This window comes from Saccharopolyspora sp. MMCC62, assembly GCF_057736575.1.
In genome coordinates this window covers 272,454-295,330 of the sequence record NZ_JBYKCM010000004.1, presented here as the reverse complement: position 1 = coordinate 295,330, position 22,877 = coordinate 272,454, and the positions used below count along the sequence as shown (strand labels likewise).

Here is a 22,877-nt window from a genome sequence, read left to right as displayed (position 1 = left end):
CAGTCGACACCTCACTCAGGAGTTTCAACACCGTGCGTGGCCCCTGGCGCGCCACCTTGGCGCTGGCGTTGCACATCGGCTTCTTCGCCGTGCCCCTCTGTTCGGTGCTGGGCCTGCTCTTGATAGCGGCCTACACCGTCCGGCTCGACTTCGGAGGCGGCGTCCGCGCCGGTCTCGCCGCGGTCGTCGTCGCGGTGGTGTTCGGCATCGGGCTGCGGACCGTGCTGCGCAGACGTGAACGACCGCGCGGCGTCGAGCTGACCCGCGGCGCGCAGCCCAAGGTCTGGAAGATGGTCGACTCGATCTGCTCGGGGTCCGGCGCGGCCGCCCCCGACGCGGTCCGGGTGACCTCGCAGCCCACCGCCCGGCTGCGGGAGGACACCGCGCTGCTGGGCCTCAAGGTCCGCTCCCGGCACCTGGAGATCGGGTTACCCCTGATCGCCGGGCTGTCCACCAGCGAGCTCCGCGCCGTGACCGCCCGCGAGCTGGGCCGCACCGTCGGCGCCGGGAAGTTCGTCGTGCTGGCCGACCGGATCGACACCAGCGTGCGGCGCACCGCGACCGGCCTCACCGGCGGACCGGTGAAGTGGCTGTTCACCGGGTACGCCCGCACCTACTCGGCGGTGGCCGCCGGGGTCGGCGACAAGCTGTGGTTCGGCGCGGACACCATCGCGGTGAAGGCGGCGGGCAAGCGGGCCGCGGTCACCTCGCTGCGCAAGATGAAGGCGGTCGAGTTCGGCTGGCGCGACTACGCCGAGCAGTACCTGAGCATGGCCACCAAGGTCGAGCACACCCCGGACCTGCTGCTGGGCTTCCGCGCGTTCATGGACCACCCGGAGCGCAAGCCGCAGCTGGCCGAGCGGGTCAAGGAATCGCTCGCCGAGGAGCGCGACGTGCACCCGCCCACCCGGGAGCGGGTGGAGGCGATGAAGCGGCTGCGCGGTGGCGACCGGGAGCCGGAGGAGGCGCCCGCGTTCGCGCTGCTGCGGGAACCGCGCAAGAGCGTCCCCGAGCTGGAGGACCGGCTGCTGGTGGACGGCCTCGGGCCGCGGCTGCCGTGGCCGGACCTGGCCCGCAAGGCGGGCGCCGCGGAGGTGGCCCGGCAGGCGGGCCTGCTGAGCTCGGCGGTGCAGCAGAGCGGCCTGGAGTGCCCGCCCGCGATCGGCGGCGTGCTCGCCGCCATCCACCGCGGCGAGGGCGCGGACCTGATCAACCCGGTGCTGAACCCGGGCCTGAGCCCGGAGCTGGTGGACGAGGCCGCGGTGGACACGCTCACCGAGCTGCTCGGCGGTGCCGTGGTGGACGCGCTGGTGTGCGCGGGCCGCGCGCAGCACGAGCTGGACTGGGCGGGCGAATCGGTGGTGCGGCTCAGCGGTGGCAGGCCGCTGGACCCGGACCGGCTGGTGCGGCCCGCGGTGGCGGATCCGCGGCTGGTGCCGGGGCTGCACCGGGCGCTGGTGGACCTCGGGGTCCCGCTGCAGCACTCCCGCGAGCCGGTGGCGGAACCGGAGCCGTCGGTGTCCGGGATCGTCAGCCCGGTGCAGTACGCGGGCGAGCGCTACGACCTGCTGGTGACGGATCGCGGGCTGGTGTTCCTGCCGAGTTCGGCGAGCACGGCGCGGCGGCTGCTGGCGGGTGCCTCGGCGCGGATGTGGCAGTCGGAGCTGGAGGAGCTCGACGAGCTGATGGTGGCGCCGGTGGACCGGCTGCGGGACCGGGACGGCGCGCAGTGGGTGGACAGCCGGGACGTGGCGGCGACGACGCTGGTGCAGGACCGCTCGGGCTGGTCGCTGAAGCTGGAGCTGTACCTGGACGACGCGTCGTCCTCGACGGTGCGCTCGGACGCGGTGGTGCACGGCGAGGACGACGTGGCGGAGCTGGAGGTGCGCAGCACGGCCGACACGGACGAGCGCGGCGACCCGTACAGCGGGCTCGACGAGCTGATGGGCGCGCGGATGCGGGTCGACGACCGCCGGGAGCCCTCGGACGAGTGAGTAACAACGGCCCAGATTTGTCACCCTCCGTCACAAATTTCGTGCCCAATGTCCTCCAATAGCGGCTACGTAGTTCGTGTGAGCTCAATTACACTGGAAAACGCGTAACAACCTGTCGATCGACTCCGTCTCTTCAGACGTCAGCCCCCTTCCACCAGGGAGGGAGCGGACACCGGGCTCCGTGTGCCGTCGGGGGGTGCACGGGCCCACATCGGGGACCGTTCGGCGCCCACGGGGAGGCGCCGTGCGGTTGGGTGCCGGGGTGGGCCCGGCGCGTGGGGGGGGGCGGGCCCCCCCCCCCCCCGGCACTTTTCCGTTCACCTGCGACGATCCGGTTCGGCCACCGCATCCGGCCGGGCGTCCGCGAGCTCCGCCGCCGACCGGTCGCCGCGACCCGCGATCCCTCCGGAGCACCCCCGCGAGCACCATCGCGGCGCCGCCCACCTCGCCTCACTCGTTCGGAGCAGCCCCGGCGCGGCCCGCCGGTTCGCCCGGCGCACGCCCGCACCGCTGATCGACTCCGCCCCCTCGCGCAGCCGCCGCCACCCCGTCCGCGATGCTGTACCGGCCCGGCCGCAGCGCAGCCACCGCGCCGCGGTAACGACCTCCGATGCAGGGGTGTACAGCTCGATGAGCACCCAGACAGACCGGGGCACCGCCCCCGCCAGCGGCAACCCGCTCGCGCACCTCGCCAAGCTCGCCCGCGACACCGTGCCGCCGATGCACCCGGCGGGTCGCCCGTTCGTGCTCGGCGCCGCCGCAGGCACCCTGCTGCTGCGCCGCGCCTGGCGTCCCGCGGGCGTGCTCGGCGCCGTCGCCACCGCCTGGTGCGCCTGGTTCTTCCGCGAACCGCAGCGCGTCACCCCCACCCGCGCGGGCATCGCGGTCGCCCCCGCCGACGGCACCGTCGCGCACGTGGAGACCGCCACCCCGCCGCCCGAGCTCGGGCTCGGCGACCGGCCCATGACGCGGATCAGCGCCTTCCTGACCGTCTTCGACGTGCACGTGCAGCGGCTGCCCGTCGACGGCGAGATCGTGCGCGCCGCCTACCGGCCCGGGAAGTTCCTCTCCGCCGACCTGGACAAGGCCAGCGAGGACAACGAGCGCAACTCGCTGCTGCTGCGCACCGACGCCGGCCAGGAACTCGCCGTGGTACAGATCGCCGGGCTCGTCGCCCGCCGCATCGTCTGCTCCGTGCAGAGCGGGGAACGCGCCACCGCGGGCAGCACCTACGGCCTGATCCGCTTCGGCTCCCGGGTGGACCTGTACGTCCCCGCGGGCAGCCGGGTCCTCGTCGAACCCGGGCAGCGCACCGTCGGCGGCGAAACCGTCCTCGCCGAACTGCCGGACCACGAGCAGGCGGGTGGCGAGCGGGCATGAGCGGCGCCCGCATCGCCCCGCCCGGAATCCGCCTGCTGCCCAACGCGATCACGGTGCTGGCGATGTGCGCCGGGCTCTCCGCCGTGCAGTTCGCGCTGAACGGGCAGCTGGTCGGCGCCATCGCGGCCGTCGCGGTGGCGGCGGTGCTCGACGGGCTGGACGGCCGCATCGCCCGGCTGCTGGACGCCACCACGCGGATGGGCGCCGAGCTGGACTCGCTGTCCGACGCGATGTCGTTCGGCGTGGCCCCGGCGCTGACGCTCTACGCGTGGCAGCTGCAGGACAACCGGGCGGGCTGGATCGCGGCGCTGATCTTCGCGGTGTGCATGATCCTGCGGCTGGCGCGGTTCAACACGCTGCTCGACGACACCGAGCAGCCCGCGTTCAGCAAGGAGTTCTTCGTCGGTGTCCCGGCCCCCGCGGCCGGGCTGCTGGCGCTGCTGCCGCTGGTGCTCACCGCGCACTTCGGCTATCCGGGTTGGTGGGCGCAGCAGCCGGTGGTGATGGTGTGGATGGTCGCCGTGGCCGCGCTGGCGGTGAGCCGGGTGCCGACGCTGTCGCTGAAGACCGCGAAGGTGCCCGCGCGGCTCGTCGCGCCGCTGCTGGTGCTGGTGGCCGTGCTGGCCGCCGCGGTCATCGTGTTCCCGCTGATCTCGCTCGCGGTGGCGCTCGTGGTGTACCTGGCGCACATCCCGTACGCCGTGTACCGGCACCGCTGGCTCGCGGCGCACCCGGAGGCGTGGGCGGCGGCCCCCCGCGAGCGGCGCGCCATCCGCAGGCGCACCCAGCGGCGGCTGGGCCTGCGCCCGCCGCACCCGCGCCGCGCTCTCGCCGGCGCCCGCCAGCGGATGCGCCGCAGCCGCGCGGGCGGCCCGGAAGGTCCTCGTCTGAGCTGGCGCCGCCTGGGCCTGCGCCGCAACCGCGGCAACCAGCACCCCCGCTGAGCGCTCCCCCGGCCGCTGCGAGCCGGGGCAGGTAGCGGAATCCCGTCGGCGGCCGAGTCGCCGAGCGGCGCCCACCGGATCGACCGGCACCGCCGCGGGTCCGCGGCGCCGTCCTCGGGAGGGCGGCGCCGTCGCACGTGGCGGAACCACCGGTGCCGGCGATCCCGCGGCGAACACGCCGCCGGGGTTCCGCCACCGGCCCCGCTCAGCGCCTGTCTCCGAACCTGCCCGGCGGGCCGGTTTCCTGTCAGCGGCGAAGCCGCTGAGCCGACGACCACCTGGGCAACTCGCACCGCAGCGGGTTCTCAGCGGCCTCCTCGCGAGGACAGCGTTGTCGCCTGCGGCGGAGCCACCTGCGAAAACGATCCCGCAGCGAGGAAACCGCTGCGGTTCCGCCACCCGAGCACCACGCGGCAGAAGCAGCACGAACGAACAGTTCCGGGGCGAGGCCTTACTGTCGGTGCGTGGCTTCGTTGATGTTGACCGTCCGGTTGTCCGCTTCCGCCGCCGACACCCGGCGCGGGGTGGTGCGGCTGCACCCGGAAGTGCTGGATGCGCTCGGCCTGCGCCCGTGGGACGCGGTGGCCCTCACCGGCGCCCGGGTGTCGGTGGCGCTGGCCGCCGCCGCGGACCGGGGCGGCCCGGCGGGCGTGGTGCTGGTGGACGACGTGGTGCTGACCAACCTGGGGCTGGCCGAGGGCGCCGAGGTCGGCGTCGCCCCGGTGCGCACGGCGCCCGCGCGCAGCGTCACGGTCGCCGGTTCCCGGCTGGCCACCGCGACCGCGCCGCCGGAGGCGATCCGGCTGGCGCTGACCGGGAAGGTCTTCCGGGCGGGCGACACCGTCTCGCTGCTGCCGCAGGACCTGGCGCCGGCGACGGCGGCCAACGCGGGGCAGGTGCGCAGCAGGCTGGCCGCGTCGATCGGCCGGACGTGGACCACCGAGCTGATCACGATCGCGGCCACCGATCCGGACGGCGCCGTCACCGTGCAACCGTCCACAGTGGTCTCCTGGCGCGGTTCCGCGCCGAGCGCCCCCGCGGGCGCCCCGCTCGACGTCGCCGACCTCCCCACCACCGCGGCCGAAGCGCCCGAACCCGCCGAACGGGTCGAACCGGTCGAACCGGCGCTGCCGGTCAGCGATCTCGCGGGCGCGCAGGACACCGCCACCCGGCTCACCGAGTGGTTGCGGCTGCACTTCGAGGAACCGGAGCTGCTGCGCAGGCTCGGCGGCGGCGACCGGCTGGGCGTGCTGGTCAGCGGACCTCCCGGGGCGGGCAAGAGCACCCTGGCGCGCTCGGTGGCGGCCGCGGTCGGCGCGGAGCTCGTGGAGGTCACCGCGCCCAGCGTCGCCGCGCTCGAATCCCGCTCCGCAGCGCAGCGCCTGCAGCGGTCGCTGGACCGCGCGGCGGGAATCGCCGCGGGCGGCCGGAACTGCGTGGTGCTGCTCACCGACGCCGACAGCCTGCTGCCCGCCGCCGAGCCGCCGCCGCTGGCGACCGTCGCGCTCGACGCGCTGGACACCGCGATGCGCACCGAGCGGCTCGCCGTCGTGGTGACCAGTGCGCAGCCGCAATCCCTGGACCCGCGGCTGCGCGAAACCGGCCGGGTGGACCGGGAGGTGACCGTCGGGCTGCCGGACGCGGCGACCCGGGTGCAGCTGCTGCGGGTGCTGCTGCGCGGCACCCCGCTGGCCGCGGACGTGGAGCTCGGCGAGCTCGCCGAGCGGACCCCCGGCTTCGTCGTCGCCGACCTGGTGGCGCTGTGCCGCGAGTCCGCGGTGCGAGCCGCGCTGCGCCACCGCGGCGGGGCGGACGGCGAACCGGCGCTCGCCCAGCAGGACCTCGTCGACGCCCTGTCGTCCGTCCGGCCGCTGTCGATGTCCACATCGGACGATCTGCGCACCGGCGGGCTCACCCTGGACGACGTGGGCGACATGGTCGAGGTGAAGCAGTCGCTCACCGAATCGGTGCTGTGGCCGCTGCGCTACCCGGACTCGTTCACCCGGCTCGGCGTGGAGCCGCCGCGCGGGGTGCTGCTGTACGGCCCGCCGGGCTGCGGCAAGACGTTCCTGGTGCGGGCGCTCGCGGGCAGCGGCCGGCTCAACGTGCTCTCGGTCAAGGGCGCCGAGCTGATGGACAAGTTCGTCGGCGAATCCGAGCGGGCCGTGCGGGAGCTGTTCCTGCGCGCCCGGAACGCGGCCCCCGCGCTGGTCTTCCTCGACGAGGTGGACGCGCTGGCCCCGCGCCGCGGCCAGTCCGGCGACTCCGGGGTGGGCGACCGGGTGGTCGCGGCGCTGCTCACCGAGCTCGACGGGGTCGAGCCGATGCGGGAGGTCGTGGTGCTCGGCGCCACCAACCGGCCGGAGCTGATCGATCCGGCGCTGCTGCGGCCCGGCAGGCTGGAGCGGCTGGTGTACGTGCCGCCGCCGGACGAGGATGCGCGGGCGGAGATCCTGCGCGCCGCGGCGCGGAACACGCCGCTGGCGTCCGATGTGGACTTGGCGGCGGTGGCGGCGGAGCTGGACGGGTACTCGGCGGCGGACTGCGCCGCGCTGGTCCGGGAGGCGGCGTTGACCGCGATGCGCGAGTCGCTCAGCGCCGCGGAGGTGACGGCCGCGCACCTGGCGGCGGCGCGCGGCGCCGTGCGCCCCTCGCTGGACCCGGCGCAGCTCGCGTCCCTGGAGTCCTACGCCGACCGGCGCGGCTGATCCGCGGTGCGCGGCCCACCCGCTCGGCGGGGCCGCGCACCGGGCGCTAGCTGCCCTTCGGCATGCCCTGGTAGTCGTTCGTGATGATCGCTATGACACCGGGGCTCGCCGGGGCGAGGCCCTCGAAGCGCGGTTCGGCGCGGGCCTGGAACGCGACGGCGATCTCCTTCGCCTGCGCCTCCTCCGGCGTGCCCGGCCGGTAGTACACCGTGGTGGTGGGGATGACGCCCTGCGAGTAGTTGCCGACCTCCGGCACCTCGTACCCGGCGCTGCGGAACTCGTCGGCGGCCCGGTGCGCCAAGCCCTTGATGGTGCTGTTGTTGTAGACCCGCACCACGATCCGCTGCCGCTGGTGGTCCGAACCGGTCGAGTCCGAGCCCGGCGAGTCCGGGCGCGGCTGGTTCGCCGGCGGCACCTGCGGTTCCGGGTCGGGTGTCTGCGCGGGCGGTTCGTCCGCGGCGGGCGGCGGTTCGGCGACCGACGAGGTCGGCGGCTGCGCGGAGCTCGTCGGGCCGGGCGGCAGCGGCGGCAGCGGAGCCGAGGTCTGCTGCTGGTCCACCGGCGGCGCGGCCGCGTCGTCGGACCCGCCGGAGACCAGCGTCGTCAGGCCGAGCACGGCCGATAGCGCGCCCGCGCCGATGAGAGCGATACCGCCGATCTTCGCGGCGGACGGGCTGGTCGGGGGTTCCCCGGAAGTCATCAGTGCCACTCGATTCCCAGTCGGCGGGCCTGCCGGGCGCGCTGCCGACTCGCCCGCACCTTGCGCAAACGTTTGATCAGCATCGGATCGGCCCGGACCGCCGCCGGGTCGTCCAGCAGATCGTTCAGCACCTGGTAGTACCGGGTGCCGGACATGTCGAACAACTCGCGGATGGCCCGCTCCTTGCCACCCTCGCTCTTCCACCACTGCCGCTCGAACGCCAGGATGCTCAGCTCGCGGTCGCCGAGACCCCGCTCCGCCGCGGGCTCCTGATCGTCCGAAGTGGACTCATCCGGGGGGATGCGCGGCAGCGGTTCGGTGGGCGGGTCGACCGCCCGCAGGTGCCTGCCGGACGCGGGTTCACCCGCCGCTCCGCGCCCGTCGGTACGCGCCAGTTCCTCGCACTGCCGGGCGATCTCGTGCACGGTCAGCATCTGGGCGGCGTCCATCTGGCTCCTCGCGTCGCGATCCGGGGCCCCCGCGTTCGCCGGAATCACACGGGTGTGATTCCAAGCCCATTACATCACGCGAGCCCGCCCGCCGTGCGCGGCCAACACGCCCCCGGCGGAGATCCACCGGCAGCCCGGCGAAGATCACTCCGATGGGCGGCGCGCACCTCCGCGCCACCACTCCCGAGGCGCCCCGGAGACCGCTACCGATACCCTCCGCCGCATGGCTGTTCACCCGATCCGCATCGTGGGCGACCCGGTGCTGCACCACCCCACGCGCCCCGTCGAGCGGTTCGACGACGCGCTGCGCACCCTCGTCGAGGACATGTTCGAGACGAACACCGCCGCGAACGGCGCCGGGCTGGCGGCCACCCAGATCGGCGTGGACCTGCGGGTCTTCGTCTACGACTGCCCCGACGACGACGGGGTGCGGCACCGCGGCGTGGTGGTCAACCCGGTGCTGGAGACCAGCGAGCTCCCGCAGACCATGCCCGACCCCGAGGACGACTGGGAAGGCTGCCTGTCCGTCCCCGGCGAAGCGTTCCCCACCGGCCGGGCGAGCTGGGCGAAGGTCACCGGCTTCGACGTGGACGGCGCGCCGGTCGAGGTCGAGGGCACCGGCTTCTTCGCCCGCTGCCTGCAGCACGAGACCGACCACCTGGACGGGCACCTCTACCTGACCCGGCTCGTCGGGCGGAACGCGCGGGCCGCGAAGAAGGCCGTGAAGCGCAACGGGTGGGGAGTTCCCGGGCTCTCCTGGGACCCGGCGATCGAAGGCGATCCGTTCGCTGAGGAGGATTGAGCCTTCTCCCGTTGCGGGCGGGGCGGTTGGCGGAACCTCAGCTGCTTCCTCGCTGCGGGATCGTTTTCACCGGTGGCTCCGCCACAGGCGAAAACGCTGTCCTCGCGAGGAAGCAGCTGAGAACCCGCGGCGGTGCCGGTGACGTGCGTGGTCGGCGGCTCAGCGGCTTCGCCGCTGACAGGCGAAAGACGCGCTTCACTGGGCGGGTTCCGCGGACGGGCGGGTCCGTTCAGCGGGGGAAGGGCTCGGTTTCCAAGGTGACGTCGAACGGGGACGGCAGGTCGAGCGGCTTGCCGAACGGGACCGCGTGCGATTCGCGGTAGGCCTCGCCGTCCGGCTCGGAGAACAGGGTGGTGGTGGGCCCGTTCGGCGCGTAGCGGTCGATGCGCAGGTGGAACGGGACGTCCGCCGCGGCGTACGCGCGGAGCTTGGCACCCCGGTCCGAGCCGGTGCCGCCGCGCACCGCGATCTCCGCCGCGAGCAGCGCGTGCGCACCCGTTTCCGCCGGGTCGCCGCCGGCTCGGTCGCGCGGAACGACGGCGAGGTCCGGCACGAGCACGCACGGCCCGTCCTGGACCAGCACGACCGGGTCGCGCAGGACGACCAGCCGCGACGGCAGCACCGCGTACAGGCACCGCACCACCGAGTCGGCGATCAGCTCGTGCCCCGGCGCCGGCGGCGGGGAGAGCACCATCCGCCCGTCGATCGCCTCCGACCGCCAGTCCGGCGGGAGGGCGGTGCGGCTCCGGAGCGCGCGGAGCTCGTGGCAGCAGCGGGATTCCACGTTCGGACGGACCTTCACGGCCGATCACCTCCTGTGATCACTTGATCACCGATGGTATCTTCGGCTGAATCGGGCCGTCATCCACCCTGGTCGCGCGCGTGGCCGCCGCCGCTCCCGGCGAGCGAGGACTTGGCAGGACGGCATCGCGGGGCTAGCCTCGGCGCCGACAACTGATCGCGGGAGCTCGCACCGGAAGCGGGCTGAGAGGGCGGCTGGATCATCCGATCCGGGGCCGCCGACCGCCTGAACCTGACCGGATAATGCCGGCGTAGGGAGTGAACGGCCGTGGCCGACGTGCGTCCTGAACCGTCCTCTGTGGACTCCGATTCCCCGGGTGTGACCACCGGACCGATCAGCGGTTCCCGCAAGGTGCACCGCGAGGTCGGCGACCTGCGGGTGCCCGCCCGCCGCATCGAGCTCAGCAACGGCGAGCACCTCGACGTCTACGACACCTCCGGGCCCTACACCGACGACGCCGCCACCGTCGACGTGCACGCGGGCCTGCCCCGCACCCGCGACGGCTGGCACCGCGAGCACCCCACCCAGCTCGCCGCCGCCAAGGCCGGGGCGATCACCCGGGAGATGGAGTTCGTCGCCGCCCGCGAGGACCTGCCCGCCGAGTTCGTCCGCGACGAGATCGCCCGCGGCCGCGCGGTGCTGCCCGCCAACCACCGCCACCCCGAGAGCGAACCGATGATCATCGGGAAGAAGTTCCTGGTGAAGGTGAACGCGAACATCGGGAACTCGGCGGTGACCTCCTCGGTCCCCGAAGAGGTGGAGAAGATGGTGTGGGCCACCCGCTGGGGCGCCGACACGATCATGGACCTGTCCACCGGCAAGCGGATCCACGAGACGCGCGAGCGCATCCTGCGCAACTCGCCGGTGCCGGTCGGCACGGTGCCGATCTACCAGGCGCTGGAGAAGGTGAACGGCGACCCGGCGAAGCTCACCTGGGAGATCTACCGGGACACCGTGGTCGAGCAGTGCGAGCAGGGCGTGGACTACATGACGGTGCACGCCGGAGTGCTGCTGCGGTACGTGCCGCTGACCGCGCAGCGCGTCACCGGCATCGTCTCCCGCGGCGGTTCGATCATGGCCGCCTGGTGCCTGGCGCACCACCGGGAGAGCTTCCTGTACGAGCACTTCTCCGAGCTGTGCGAGATCCTCCGCGAGTACGACGTCACCTTCTCCCTCGGCGACGGGCTGCGGCCCGGCTCCATCGCCGACGCCAACGACCGCGCCCAGTTCGCCGAGCTCGAAACCCTCGGCGAGCTCACCGGGATCGCCCGGGCGCACGACGTGCAGGTGATGATCGAAGGCCCCGGGCACGTGCCGATGCACAAGATCGCGGAGAACGTGCGGCTCGAGGAGGAGCTGTGCGACGAGGCGCCGTTCTACACGCTCGGCCCGCTCACCACCGACATCGCGCCCGCCTACGACCACATCACCTCCGGCATCGGCGCGGCGATGATCGCGCAGGCCGGGACCGCGATGCTCTGCTACGTCACGCCCAAGGAGCACCTGGGGCTGCCGGATCGGGACGACGTGAAGACCGGCGTGATCACTTACAAGATCGCCGCGCACGCCGGTGACCTCGCCAAGGGGCACCCGCGGGCGCAGGAGTGGGACGACGCGCTGTCCAAGGCGCGCTTCGAGTTCCGCTGGACCGACCAGTTCAACCTGGCGCTCGACCCGGACACCGCGAAGGCGTACCACGACCAGACGCTGCCCGCGGAACCAGCGAAGACCGCGCACTTCTGCTCGATGTGCGGGCCGAAGTTCTGCTCCATGAAGATCACCCAGGACGTGCGGGACTACGCCGAGAAGCACGGCCTCACCAGCGTCGAGGCGATCGAGGAGGGCATGCGGGAGAAGTCCGAGGAGTTCACCGGCTCCGGCGGCGAGGTCTACCTCCCCATCGTGAGCTGATCGGAGTGAACGGACCGTTCGTCCCATCCGGCTGGACGAACGGTCCGTTCACCCGCTTCCGGACGCGGTGGGCGGTGCTCCGGTGTTTCGCATCGGCAGGTTCCGCACGGGCCGGATCGACGCCGGGAAGGGGTCGTAGCATGGGCCGGATGCACGAGACGCCCGCCCACCTGCAACGACCCGCGCACGACACGGCTCCGCCGACGGCGCTGACCATCGCCGGGTCGGACTCCGGCGGCAGCGCGGGGATGCACGCCGACCTGCGGGCGTTCTTCTCCTGCGGGGTGCACGGCATGACGGCCGTGACCGCGGTGACCGTGCAGAACACCGTCGGCGTCACCGGTCTCGTGGAGATCCCGCCGGAGACGGTCGCCGCGCAGATCGGCGCCGTCGCCACCGACATCGGGGTGGACGCGGCGAAGACCGGGGTGCTGTCCTCGGCCGCCACCATCGATGCCGTGCTCGCCGCCTGCGACGAGCACGGCATCGGCCGCGGCCGCCGCACCCCGTTCGTCGTGGACCCGGTCGCCGCGTCCCGCAGCGGGGAACCGCTGCTGCGCCCGGACGCGCTGGACGCGCTGCGCGACGAGGCCTTCCCGCGGGCGACGCTGGTGACGCCGAACCTGGACGAGGTGCGGCTGCTCACCGGCATCGACGCGCGCAGCCGGGACGACCTGCTGGACGCGGCGAAGGCCGTGCACGACTTCGGCCCGGACTGGGTGCTGATCAAGAGCGGGCACCTGCTGGACGATCCGGAGTGCGTGGACCTGCTGTTCGACGGGACCGACGCGATCCCGCTGCCCGGGCCGCGCTACTCGACGGTGCACACGCACGGCGCGGGCGACGTGTTCGCCTCGGCGATCACCGCGGCGCTGGCGAAGGGCGCGGCGATGCCGGACGCGGTCGCCGCGGGCAAGCGGTTCGTGACGCGCAGCGTCGAGCACGCCTACCCGCTCGGCGCCGGGGTCGGGCCGGTCTCGACGTTCTGGCGGGTGAGCCCGCGCTCGATCTGACCGGGGCCGTTCCGGTGATCGGACCACGCTCGGTACCGTCGCCGGGCACGAGCGCTGCGCGGCAACCGCGCGAATGGCCCAGCGGACCCGCCGCGAACGAGCTTGAGATACCGAATCGGGTGATTTTGGCCCGCGCGGGTAACTCACCGGGCGGGTCCCGTCGACATAGTGCGTGAGGCCTGCAGCCCCCGCCGCGCTCCCGAGCGACGGCGCCGCGCGCGCTGCGCCCGTCCCGCACAGGCACCGAGAACGTCAGGAGCGAAGCGACCGCCGTGGCAGCACCCGGGTGGACGACCATGAAGGACCGGCTCCTCGCCGGGCTCAACACCGAGGCCGGTGCCCCCGACCTCAGACGACGCCAGTACGCGATGGCGGTGCTGGTCACCGCGGTGGCTGCCACCGCCGTCGGCTGGTTGCTGGATCTGCGCACCCCCGCGCTCATCGGCGGGCTCACCGCCGTGTTCGCGCTGGTCGCCGCCGGCGGCCGGTCGCTGCGCTCCGACCTGCACCGGTTCGCCTGGTTCGGGCCCGCGCTGGTGCTGGTGATGGCCATCGGGCCGCTGCTCGACGCGATCCCGGTGCTCGCCGGGCTGCTCGTGGCGGTGGTCGTGTTCGGCTCCGGGATGCTGCCCGCGATCGGCGAGCAGTACCGGGTCAGCGGCCAGACCTTCGCCGCCGCCACCCTCGTGGCCACCACCACCGGCATCGGCTCCGGGGAACCCGCCTGGATGCTGTTCCTGTCCACCGGGGCGGGCGCCGCGTTCGCGCTGGTGCTGCGGGTGCTCATCGGCATCGGCGACCCGACCCGCGCCACCCGGCACGCCGTGGCCCGCACCCTGCTCGAACCGGGGCCGGGCGTGCTGGAGATCGCCGCGAGCGCCTGGCGCGCCGACGGGTCGAGCACCTGGCTCGGGCAGGTCCTCGCCGGGGCGGCCCGGTTCCGCGCCGCCCGCGAGACGCTGCTCGCCCAAGCCCAGCGGGCCGACCGGATCGAAGCGGAACGGCTGCACCGCATCGTCGTCGAAGCGGACCTGGTCGCCGCCGAACTCGCCCGCGCGGTGCGCTCCCGCGCCTGCACCGGGCTGCCCGCGATGGCCCGCGTCGACCCGGCGCAGGCCGTCGTCGCCGCGGGCGGCAGGCAGGACCTGCCGGAAGCGGTGCGCGGCATGAACGAAGGACTCGACCGCATCCGCGGCGCCGTCGTGCAGCGCACCGAGGTCGCCGCCAGCCCGCCCGCGCCCGGCGGCCGCCGCCAGCGCGCCATCGGCGGCATCAGGGCGCACCTGTCGCTGCGGTCCTCGCTGTTCCGGCACGCGCTGCGCTGCACGCTCGCCGTCGCCGTCGGCATGGTGATCGTGCTGCTGCTGGACGACCCGTCCGCGTCCACGCTGCTGCTGGCGCTGTACGTGGTGCTCGCCCCCGCCGCGCGGGACAGCATGAACGGCGCGCTGGAGCGCACCGGCGGCGCGGTGCTCGGCGTGGTGGTGCTGGCCGCGCTGATCACGCTGCTGCCCGGGGTGTACCTGCTGGTGCCGGTGGTCGTCGTCGGCATGCTGCTCGGCGTGGAACGGCTGCGCACCGACTACCAGGTGCTGCTGAGCTCGCTGATCGTGGTGACCGTGGTCGACCAGGCGATGCGGCTGGACCGGCCGCTCGCGAACATCGCGATCAGCTTCGCCTCCAACACGGCCGTCGGCGCGGCCATCGCGCTCGGCGTCGGCTACATCAGCTTCATCGTGCTGCCCAGCAGCATGGTGCCCGACGTGCGCGGGGCGATCCGGTCCACCGTGTGGTCGGTGTCCGAGCTGCTGCGCAGCGTGCGGGCCGCCGGGCAGGGCCACCAGGTCCGCGCCGCCATGCAGTCCGCGCACGTGCTGGCGCTGCGGCGGACCCAGGACCTGCTGGGCATGCCCGCGCTGCTGGACGAACCGGACTCGGACGAGGACCCGCAGACCACGCGGGCCGCAGCGATCGCGCTCGACGCGCTGCGCCAGGACGTGGCGACGCTGGCGTTCCGGCCCGAGGACGAGCTGGCGGTGGCGGTGCCCGCGCTCAAGGCGGTGGACCAGCTGCTCAGCGGGCGGAGCAACCCGAAGATCCCGGACATCCAGTCCGCCGGGGCACCCGAGACGGAACTGCTGGCCAGCTCGCTGGTGGAGAACGCGCTGCACGCCCGCGCGGCGATCGACCAGACCCTCGGCAACGAGCCGTGGAAGAGCTACACGATCAACTTCGTGCGGACCGAACGGCTCCGCATCCGCTGATCATCAGGTGCGCGGCCCGTTCGACCAGGCAGGTCGGGCGGGCCGTGTCACGTCGCGGCGGTTCGGTTCACCGCGCGAGGTCCGGGCTGGAGGCCCGCGCCCAGAAGCGCTGCGGGATGCGGCCCGCGCCGACCGCGAGGCGGCCCGCTTCGACCGCGGCGCGCATCGCGGCGGCCATCCGCTCCGGGTCCTGGGCCCGGGTGACGGCGCTGGCCAGCAGCACCGCGTCGCAGCCCAGCTCCATCGCCAGCGCCGCGTCCGACGCGGTGCCGATGCCCGCGTCGAGCACGACCGGCACCGACGCGCGGGACACGATCATCTCGATGTTGTGCGGATTCCGGATGCCCAGCCCGGTGCCGATCGGCGAACCCAGCGGCATCACCGCCGCGCAGCCCACGTCCTCCAGCCGGGTCGCCAGCACCGGGTCGTCGTTGGTGTACGCGAGCACCACGAAGCCCTCGTCGACGAGCTGCTCGGCCGCGTCCAGCAGCTCCACCGGATCCGGCAGCAGCGTGTCCTCGTCCGCCACCACCTCCAGCTTCACCCAGTTCGTCTCCAGCGCCTCCCTGGCGAGCTGCGCGGTGAGCACCGCCTCCGCCGCCGTGCGGCAGCCCGCGGTGTTCGGCAGCGCCTCGATGCCGAGCCGGTGCAGCAGGTCCAGCACACCCGTGCGGCCTCCGGCGTCGGCGCGGCGCATCGCCACCGTGGTCAGCTCGGTGCCGGACGCCAGCAGCGCCCGCTCCAGCACCGACAGGTTCGCCGCTCCCCCGGTCCCCGTGATCAGGCGGGAGCCGAACTCGCGGCCCGCGATCACCAGTGCGTCGTCCACGTCAGCCTCCCTGCACGGCGGTGAGCACTTCGACGGCCGCCCCGTCGCGGAGCTCCGTCGCCCGCCAGTTCGCCCTGGGCACCACGGTCCCGTCCACGGCGACCGCGACCCCGCGCTCGGGCACGCCGAACTCGGCGAGCACCGCCGCCAGCGTCGCGTCCGCCTGCACGGGCCGTTCCGCCCCGTTGATCACCACTTGCACGGTCGACCTCCTCCGTCGCCTGCGGGTACCGGTCCGGCGACCGGTGGTTCGCGGCCCGACAGCTCCGCCAGCACCGCGTCCGCGGTGATCGGCGCGAGCAGGAAACCGTTGCGGTGGTGCCCGGTCGCGGCCAGCACCCCCGGTTCCAGTTCGCCGATCACCGGCAGGTTGTCGTGCGTGCCGGGCCGCAGCCCGGCGACGGCTTCGAGCAGCTCGTACTCGGCGATGCCCGGCAGCAGCCGTTCCGCGTCGGCCAGCAGATCGCGGACGCCGCCCGCGGTGACGGCCTCGTCGAAGCCCGCGTCGTACTGGGTGGCGCCGACGACGAGCCCGCCGTCGTCGCGCGGCACCAGGTAGACCTGCCTGCCGTGCACCGGGCCGCGCACGGTCCGCGCCGGTGGGGGCAGCGCGCTGGGGCGCGCCCGCAGGCGCAGCACCTCGCCCTTGACCGGGCGGATCCGGCCGCGGAGCGCCGGGTGCAGGTCACCGGAGCGGGCACCCGCGGCGATCACCACGACGTCGCAGCGCAGCACCTCCGCATCCAGCTCCACCTCGCCCGGCCGCACCCGCCGCACCGCGCCGTCGCGGAACCGGGCGCCCGCCGCCTCCGCCGCGGCCCGCAGCGCGGCCAGCGCCAGCCGGTTGTCCACCGCCAGGTCTCCGGGCACTTCCAGGCCGCGCCGCACCGCGGGCCCCAGCGACGGTTCCAGCCGCCGCACCTCCCGGCCGCCGAGCCGGGTGACGGTGCGGCCCAGCGCGGCCAGGTGTTCGGCCAGCATGTCCAGCTCGGCGCGGTCCGCACCGTCCACGCCGACCACCAGCGTGCCCTCCCGGCGCAGCCCGGACGGCAGCCCGGACTCGCGGGCCAGGTCGGCGGCGAACGACGGCCAGCGGCGCAACGACTCGGACCCGAGCTCCAGCAGTTCCTCTTCGCCCGGCGCGGCTTCGGCGACCGGTGCGAGCATCCCGCCCGCGACCCACGACGCCCGCCGCGCCCCCGCGTCGACGACCTCCACGCGGTGTCCCGCGCGCGCGGCCGTCCACGCGACGGAGAGACCGATGATCCCGCCACCGACGACGGTGACGGCCGACTGCTGCTGCATCTGCGCTCCCTGCGCCGGCATGACCCGGATCAGGTTCGACGGTCGGGGCCTGCGCCCCCTCTCAGCCCGGATCCCGGGCTCCCGTGCCAACCACCACCACCGTACTCATCCGCCCGCGCGAGGTCAGCCGCCGCCCGGCCGCGGACTACCCTGGGGTCATGCCCGGATTGGACGGTGTCGGCATCCGCACGCGGCTCGCCGACGCACGGCTGTACCTCTGCACCGACGCGCGGGCGGAGCGGGGTGATCTGGCGGAGTTCGCCGACGCCGCGCTGTCCGGCGGCGTGGACATCATCCAGCTGCGGGACAAGGCTCCCGGCGGTGCTCCGCTGGAGGCGCGCCAGGAGCTCGCGGCGCTGGAGGTGCTCGCGGACGCGTGCGTGCGGCACGGCGCGCTGCTCGCGGTGAACGACCGCGCGGACGTGGCGCTGGCCGCGGAGGCCGACGTGCTGCACCTCGGCCAGGACGACCTGCCGGTGGCGACGGCCCGGCGCATCGTCGGCGACGAGGTGGTGGTGGGCCGCTCCACGCACGACGTGGTGCAGGCGGACGCGGCCGCGACCGAACCGGGCGTGGACTACTTCTGCACCGGGCCGGTGTGGATCACGCCGACGAAACCCGGCCGGGAGGCCGCGGGCATCCAGCTGGTCCGGCACGCCGCGGAGCACCGCGGGCACGGCAGGCCCTGGTTCGCGATCGGCGGCGTCGGCCACGACAACCTCGCCGAGGTCGTCGCGGCGGGCGCGGAGCGGATCGTGGTGGTCCGGGCCGTCACCGAGGCCGACGACCCGCGCGCCGCCGCCGAATCCCTCAAGGCCGGACTGCCCGCCTGACCCGGCGGGTCCCGGCACGACGAACGGGCTGCGTCTCGTGGGGCTGAGACGCAGCCCGTCCGGCTGCCATCACCCGGTGACCGGGCTCCCGATCAACCCGTGATCAGGGTCAGGCCGTAGGCGTCCAGGATCTCGTTGACCGGCTGGAAGTAGGTCGTGCCACCGCTGGTGCAGTCGCCGGACCCGCCGGAGGTCACGCCCTGGGCCTGGTCACCGGCCAGCCACGAGCCGCCGGAGTCGCCGGGCTCGGCGCACGCGTCGGTGCGGGTCAGCCCGGTGACGGTGCCCTCGGCGTAGTTCACCGTCTGGTTCTTGGCCTGGACGGTGCCGCAGTGCCAGCCGCTGGTGGAGCCGGAGCGGCAGATCGAGGCGCCCTCGGCGGCCTCGGTCGAACCGGCGACGCTGACGGTGCCGCCCGCGTAGTCGTTCACCAGGCCGCGCGGGGTCTCACCGGACGCGGTCTCCACGTAGGAGTAGTCGTCCCCGGGGAACGAGGAGCCCGCGAAGGTGCCGGACGGGGTGCTGGTGCTGTCGCCCTGGCTGCCGCAGTGCCCGGCGCTGACGAAGCCGCCCTCCACGGAGAAGCCCACGGAGCAGCGCGCGGAGTTCTCGATCGTGTAAGCGTTGCCGCCGATCACGTCGGCGAGGATGCGCGGTGCCTCCGCGGACTCGACGACGTGCACGGCCTGCGCGTCCACCCCGGTGGAGTGCACGAACTCGTTCGCGGCCGCACCGGCGCCCTCGGCGGCGGTGACCACGACCGAGTTGGCGGCCGAGTCCAGGTACCAGCCGGTGACGCCCTGCGGCGCCTGGCGGGTGTTGAGGCCGTCCACGACACCGGCGAGCTGCTTGGTGCTGTGCTCGACGACCTTCGGCTCGGCGCCCGCGGCGCGGATCTCGTCGGCCAGGTTCGCGTCGGTGGTGCCGACGACGAGCTTGCCGAGCCCGGCGTCGTAGCGCGAACCGCCGAACGAGTCGGCGAGCACGCCGCGCAGCGTCCGGTCCGCGGTGTTGGCGATGGCCTCGCTGTGCAGCCGGGCCTGCGCCTGGTCGGCGGTGAGGCCGAAGTCGCGCTGCATGGCTTCGAGCTGGGTGGCGGCCTTCGCCTGCGGCGCCGGGGCGACGGTGGCCGAGGCGGGCATGGTGAAGGCGGCGACGGTTCCGGCCGCCAGCACGATCGTCCCGGCCATTCTGGCCGCGAGCTTGCGCGTCATAGGTGGGTCTCCTACTCCTTGAGGTGGGGCTCAAAGATCCCTACGAGGAGCCAGTATTGGTGGGGACCACCACCCGGCACATCCACCTTTCGACGCATCGATGCGCAAAAATTCCCGGTTATCCGGCATTTCTGCCGAATAACCGGGAATCGTCACCATTCGCTGCTCTCCGGTCACGGAGCGTCCGGCTGCTCCTGCTGCGCTGATTCACCGCCCGCGGAACCGCGTTCTCCGGTGGTTCCGGATTCGGGCTGCCGCGCTCCGGTCGGTTCCGGGACCTCGGAGGCGCCGGTGTCCCCGGTGGGTTCGGTGGCCTCGCTCTGCCCGGTCTCGGTGGTCTCGGACGCGCCGGAGGTGGGTTCGCCGGAGGTGTCCTCCTGGGATTCGGAACCGGTCTCCTGCTCCGCCGAGCTGCTCGGTTCCGCGGTTTCCGACTCCTGCGGCACGGCGTCCCCGGTGTCGCGGTGCGCGGCGGGCGTGAAGACCTTGCTGATCGTGGTGCCGCCATCGCCGCCGGAGAGCGGCTTGCCGACGACGCCCTCGAAACCGGTGATCAGGAGCATGCCCAGACCGAAGATGAGGGCGCTGGTCGCGGCGACGACGCCCCAGCGGAGGCGGCGGCCGCGCGGCGGGGCGACGACCTCGGTGCCCGCTCCGGCGGTGGCCTCGGCGGCGGCGTCCTCGGCGGTGGAGTGCTCGGCGGTGGAGTGCTCGGTGGTGGGGCGCTCGGCCGCGGCGGTGGCGTCACCGGCGGTGGTCCCCCAGCTCAGCATCCGGGTCCGCGCCTCGGCGGGGTCGAGCCTGCGCGTCGCGTCGGGATCGCGGTCGACCTGCTCACCGCCCGGCCAGTGCATCCCGGGCAGCTGGATCTTGCGGGTGGCCTCGTCGGCGGGCGCCTGCGGGCGGAGCGCCGGAGCCGCGGTGCCGTTGACCGGCGTGGCGGCCACGTACTGCTCGACCCTGGTGGGCTTCTTGATCCCGGCGCGGGCGACGACGACGTTCGCCTTGTCCTTGGTGACCTCCAGCTTCTCCTTGGTGGTCTCCAGCGAACGCTGGTACAGGGCACCGCCGACGGTGATGACGACGCTGGTCAGACCTGCCCCGAAGACGGTTCCCGCGACCCCGAGGTACGACCCGAGGAACGCCGCGGTCACCGAGGCGAGCGCGCCTCCGGTGACCTGCGTGGCGGACAATTCGATCTTCTTCGATTTCTTTTCCGCGGGCTCATCGTCGTCGGTTCCGTTCGCCCCCCGTTCGGCATTCTCCTTCGCCACTGTGGCTCCTACTTGATCTGGTGCGCGCTCTCTCGAACCTGTCAACGGATGATCTCGCCACAATTCTCCCGATTGTTGCACTTTCGTGATGACTGCCACTTCGGGTAACGAGGAGAAGACCCGCTGATTTCGATCCAGGCGGTGTGGGAGCGGAGCGGTACGGCAGAACCGGCATTGCGCCGGGCAGCGGAAACCGGGCGCCGCGAAGGCGCGAACCGGTGGCCCCGACAAGGGGCGCTGCGGTCTCCGGCGGCACCGTCGGCGCGGGAGACAGCGCGGGACCCGGCTCGGCGCCGGGTCGGTCGATCACTGCGGCGGGTTGAGCCGGGCGACGAACTTGTACCGGTCGCCGCGGTAGATGGAGCGGACCCATTCGACGGGCTCGCCCGCGGAGTCGAAGGAGTGGCGGGACAGCAGCAGCATCGGCAGGCCCACGTCGGCGCCGAGCGTCTCGGCCTCCTCCGGGCTGGCCAGCGCGGTCTCGATGGTCTCGTCGGCGTGCCCGAGCTCCACGCCGAAGTGCTCGCGCAGCACCCGGTACAGCGAGCCGCCCGATTCGAGCCTGCCGGTGAGGCCGCGGAACCGGGACAGCGGCAGGTGGGTGGTCTCGATGGCCATCGGTTCCCCGTCGGCGAGCCGCAGCCGCCGCAGCCGCAGCGCGGTCGAGCCGGGCCGGGTGCCGAGCAGGGTGGCGAGTTCCTGGTCGGCGGGCTCCTCGACGACCTCCAGCAGCCGGGACGCCGGCTGGCGGCCCTGGGCGCGCATGTCCTCGGTGTAGCTGGAGAGCTGGAGCCGCTGCGCGACCTTCGGCTTGGCGGCGAAGGTGCCCTTGCCCTGCACCCGCAGCAGCCTGCCTTCGACCGTGAGCTCGGCGAGCGCCTGGCGCACGGTGGTGCGGGAGACGTCGAACTCGGCGGCCAGCGCGCGCTCGGTGGGGATCGGCGAGCCTGGGGGTAGCGAGCGCAGCATGTCGAGCAGGTGCTGCTTGAGCCCCCAGTACTTGGGTTCGCGCTGCGCGCGCACCGGGGTGTCCGCCCCGCCGGACACCGACGTTTCCAGCATTCGTCCTCCTACCGCCGAACCTGCCGCGATGGCCGCCGCTCCAGCACCCGATGTCCGGCCGCGGCCCCGGGCCGCCACCTCCCCGCACGAGGGGTGACCGCACGCGGCGGGGGTGGGTTCGCCCACCCGCGCGCCGCACCTGGCCCGTCCAGCATGCCTGACCGAGGACACGACCATCACGTTCTCCACAGTTTTCCCACATTGATGATCTTGGTCTGCACGCCGGGTGGCCGGAGGGGTGTCGCACGGGTCACGCTCGGGACCTCGGCACGTTCGATAACATTGGTCTAGACCTACCGGCCAGCGAGAGGCACCCATGAGCGAGGCGACACCCGGCGCGAGCATGCGCGCCGAGATCGACGAGCAGCCGCGGATCTTCGCCGAGCTGCTCGAAGCCACCGACATCGCCGCCGTCGCGGCCACCATCGCGCAGCGCAGGCCGCGGTTCGCGCTGCTGGCGGCCCGCGGCTCCAGCGACCACGCGGCGCTGTACGCCAAGTACCTCATCGAGGTGCTGCTGCAACTGCCCGCCGGGCTCGTCTCGCCGTCCACCACCACGCTCTACGGCGCGCAGCCCGACCTGCGGGACGTGCTGCTGCTGACCGTCAGCCAGAGCGGCGGCTCGCCCGACCTGATCGAGGTCACCGAGTCCGCCCGCCGCCGCGGCGCGACCACCGTCGCGATCACCAACACGCCCGACTCGGCGCTGAACCGGGCCGCCGAGCTCTCGGTGCACGTCCACGCCGGGCAGGAGCTGGCGGTGGCCGCCACCAAGACCTACAGCGCCACGCTGCTCGCGCTGTACCTGCTGGTCGACGCGGTGCGCGGCGGGACGGGGCAGGCCGCGGCCGGGCTCCCCGACCTGGCGCGGCGGGCGCTCGCCGACGGCACCGCGGCGGTCGGCGAGGCGGTGCAGCGGCTGCGCGCCACCGAGCGGCTGGTCACCACCGCCCGCGGCTACTCGCTGGCCACCGCCCTGGAAGCGGCGCTGAAGCTCGCCGAGACCAGCTACCTGCCCGCCCGCGCCTACAGCGGCGCCGACCTGCTGCACGGGCCCGTCGCCGCCGTCGACCCCGCCACCGCGGTGCTCGCGGTCAGCGGCGAAGGCCAGGGAGGCGCGGCGATGCGCGAGGTGCTCGACGCGGTCCGCGAACGCGGCGCCGACGTGTGCACGCTCGGCTCCGGACCGGCCGCGGCGCACCACATCCCGGTGCCCGCCTGCGCCGAGGAGCTGGCGCCGGTGCTGGAGATCCTGCCGGTGCAGCAGCTCGCCCTCGAACTCGCGCTGGCCCGCGGCGGCGACCCGGACCGGCCGCGCGGCCTGTCCAAGGTGACCCGCACTCGATGATCGTCTGTTCGGACGAACGGACGACGCCCGCTCCGCGCGGTGCCG

The 22,877-nt window shown here is 73.9% G+C and carries 19 protein-coding genes and 1 riboswitch; of the genes, 10 read left to right on the top strand and 9 right to left on the bottom strand.

The genetic code is table 11. The features are described 5' to 3' along the window. The first annotated feature begins 32 nt into the window (after positions 1 to 32). From AC29IT_RS11815 to AC29IT_RS11800, 4 genes are all read left to right on the top strand, one after another. Positions 33 to 1,994: a M48 family metallopeptidase gene (locus AC29IT_RS11815; RefSeq protein ID WP_488218725.1), complete on the top strand. Its 1,962-nt coding sequence runs from the start codon at positions 33 to 35 to the stop codon at positions 1,992 to 1,994. 630 nt (positions 1,995 to 2,624) lie between these two features. Further along, complete coding sequence (locus AC29IT_RS11810) at positions 2,625 to 3,374, top strand: phosphatidylserine decarboxylase (protein WP_358442353.1); 750 nt, start codon at positions 2,625 to 2,627, stop codon at positions 3,372 to 3,374. After that, positions 3,371 to 4,318: a CDP-diacylglycerol--serine O-phosphatidyltransferase gene (gene pssA / locus AC29IT_RS11805; RefSeq protein ID WP_358442351.1), complete on the top strand. Its 948-nt coding sequence runs from the start codon at positions 3,371 to 3,373 to the stop codon at positions 4,316 to 4,318. Before AC29IT_RS11810 ends, pssA begins: the two co-directional genes overlap by 4 nt. A 476-nt stretch (positions 4,319 to 4,794) precedes the next feature. After that, positions 4,795 to 7,026: an AAA family ATPase gene (locus AC29IT_RS11800; protein WP_488218879.1), complete on the top strand. Its 2,232-nt coding sequence runs from the start codon at positions 4,795 to 4,797 to the stop codon at positions 7,024 to 7,026. 46 nt (positions 7,027 to 7,072) lie between these two features. Here the strand turns inward: AC29IT_RS11800 and AC29IT_RS11795 are convergent, their stop codons facing one another. Together AC29IT_RS11795 and AC29IT_RS11790 are read right to left on the bottom strand one after the other, a co-directional pair. Further along, complete coding sequence (locus tag AC29IT_RS11795; RefSeq protein WP_488218724.1) at positions 7,073 to 7,726, bottom strand: LytR C-terminal domain-containing protein; 654 nt, start codon at positions 7,724 to 7,726, stop codon at positions 7,073 to 7,075. Beyond that, positions 7,726 to 8,028, bottom strand: coding sequence for a DUF3263 domain-containing protein (locus AC29IT_RS11790; protein ID WP_358442398.1), 303 nt, complete (start codon positions 8,026 to 8,028; stop codon positions 7,726 to 7,728). Before AC29IT_RS11790 ends, AC29IT_RS11795 begins: the two co-directional genes overlap by 1 nt. Before the next feature lie 370 nt (positions 8,029 to 8,398). Between AC29IT_RS11790 and AC29IT_RS11785 the strand changes: the two genes are divergently transcribed. Beyond that, entirely contained in the window at positions 8,399 to 8,977 is a 579-nt protein-coding gene (locus AC29IT_RS11785) for a peptide deformylase (protein WP_488218723.1), read from the top strand. 229 nt (positions 8,978 to 9,206) lie between these two features. On the opposite strand, the gene AC29IT_RS11780 is transcribed toward AC29IT_RS11785, so the two are convergent. After that, a complete protein-coding gene (locus AC29IT_RS11780; RefSeq protein ID WP_488218722.1) occupies positions 9,207 to 9,779 on the bottom strand; it encodes a Uma2 family endonuclease in 573 nt (190 codons plus the stop codon). A gap of 267 nt (positions 9,780 to 10,046) precedes the next feature. Here AC29IT_RS11780 and thiC point away from each other — a divergent pair, with 267 nt between their 5' ends. The 3 genes from thiC to AC29IT_RS11765 all read left to right on the top strand — a co-directional run bounded on the left by thiC (position 10,047) and on the right by AC29IT_RS11765 (position 14,967). After that, positions 10,047 to 11,690, top strand: coding sequence for a phosphomethylpyrimidine synthase ThiC (gene thiC, locus AC29IT_RS11775; RefSeq protein ID WP_488218721.1), 1,644 nt, complete (start codon positions 10,047 to 10,049; stop codon positions 11,688 to 11,690). A 149-nt stretch (positions 11,691 to 11,839) separates the two neighbouring features. Further along, the gene (gene thiD, locus AC29IT_RS11770; RefSeq protein ID WP_488218720.1) at positions 11,840 to 12,703 is read left to right on the top strand and encodes a bifunctional hydroxymethylpyrimidine kinase/phosphomethylpyrimidine kinase; all 864 of its coding nucleotides are present in this window, start codon (positions 11,840 to 11,842) and stop codon (positions 12,701 to 12,703) included. A 296-nt stretch (positions 12,704 to 12,999) separates the two neighbouring features. Then, a complete protein-coding gene (locus AC29IT_RS11765) occupies positions 13,000 to 14,967 on the top strand; it encodes an FUSC family protein (RefSeq protein ID WP_488218719.1) in 1,968 nt (655 codons plus the stop codon). Positions 14,968 to 15,034: 67 nt separating this feature from the next. On the opposite strand, the gene thiG is transcribed toward AC29IT_RS11765, so the two are convergent. The 3 genes from thiG to thiO all read right to left on the bottom strand — a co-directional run bounded on the left by thiG (position 15,035) and on the right by thiO (position 17,101). Further along, complete coding sequence (thiG, locus tag AC29IT_RS11760) at positions 15,035 to 15,796, bottom strand: thiazole synthase (protein ID WP_358442334.1); 762 nt, start codon at positions 15,794 to 15,796, stop codon at positions 15,035 to 15,037. 1 nt (position 15,797) lies between these two features. Next, a complete protein-coding gene (gene thiS, locus AC29IT_RS11755) occupies positions 15,798 to 15,998 on the bottom strand; it encodes a sulfur carrier protein ThiS (RefSeq protein ID WP_358442331.1) in 201 nt (66 codons plus the stop codon). After that, on the bottom strand, positions 15,986 to 17,101 hold the full coding sequence (thiO, locus tag AC29IT_RS11750; protein WP_488218718.1) for a glycine oxidase ThiO: 1,116 nt from the start codon (positions 17,099 to 17,101) through the stop codon (positions 15,986 to 15,988). The genes thiS and thiO overlap by 13 nt, the downstream gene beginning before the upstream one ends. Continuing rightward, positions 17,091 to 17,196, bottom strand: a riboswitch (TPP riboswitch). (Overlaps the previous gene by 11 nt.) A 63-nt stretch (positions 17,197 to 17,259) precedes the next feature. Between thiO and thiE the strand changes: the two genes are divergently transcribed. Beyond that, the gene (gene thiE / locus AC29IT_RS11745) at positions 17,260 to 17,934 is read left to right on the top strand and encodes a thiamine phosphate synthase (protein ID WP_488218717.1); all 675 of its coding nucleotides are present in this window, start codon (positions 17,260 to 17,262) and stop codon (positions 17,932 to 17,934) included. Between the two features lie 92 nt (positions 17,935 to 18,026). Here thiE and AC29IT_RS11740 read toward each other — a convergent pair whose 3' ends face one another. From AC29IT_RS11740 to AC29IT_RS11730, 3 genes are all read right to left on the bottom strand, one after another. Beyond that, a complete protein-coding gene (locus AC29IT_RS11740; protein ID WP_358442324.1) occupies positions 18,027 to 19,148 on the bottom strand; it encodes a S1 family peptidase in 1,122 nt (373 codons plus the stop codon). A gap of 173 nt (positions 19,149 to 19,321) precedes the next feature. Continuing rightward, positions 19,322 to 20,341 (bottom strand): hypothetical protein, encoded by a 1,020-nt coding sequence (locus tag AC29IT_RS11735; RefSeq protein ID WP_488218716.1) that lies wholly within the window; start codon positions 20,339 to 20,341, stop codon positions 19,322 to 19,324. Positions 20,342 to 20,728: 387 nt separating this feature from the next. Then, a complete protein-coding gene (locus AC29IT_RS11730; RefSeq protein WP_358442320.1) occupies positions 20,729 to 21,484 on the bottom strand; it encodes a GntR family transcriptional regulator in 756 nt (251 codons plus the stop codon). Between the two features lie 316 nt (positions 21,485 to 21,800). Between AC29IT_RS11730 and AC29IT_RS11725 the strand changes: the two genes are divergently transcribed. After that, on the top strand, positions 21,801 to 22,832 hold the full coding sequence (locus AC29IT_RS11725) for an SIS domain-containing protein (protein ID WP_488218715.1): 1,032 nt from the start codon (positions 21,801 to 21,803) through the stop codon (positions 22,830 to 22,832). Positions 22,833 to 22,877: the final 45 nt, after the last annotated feature.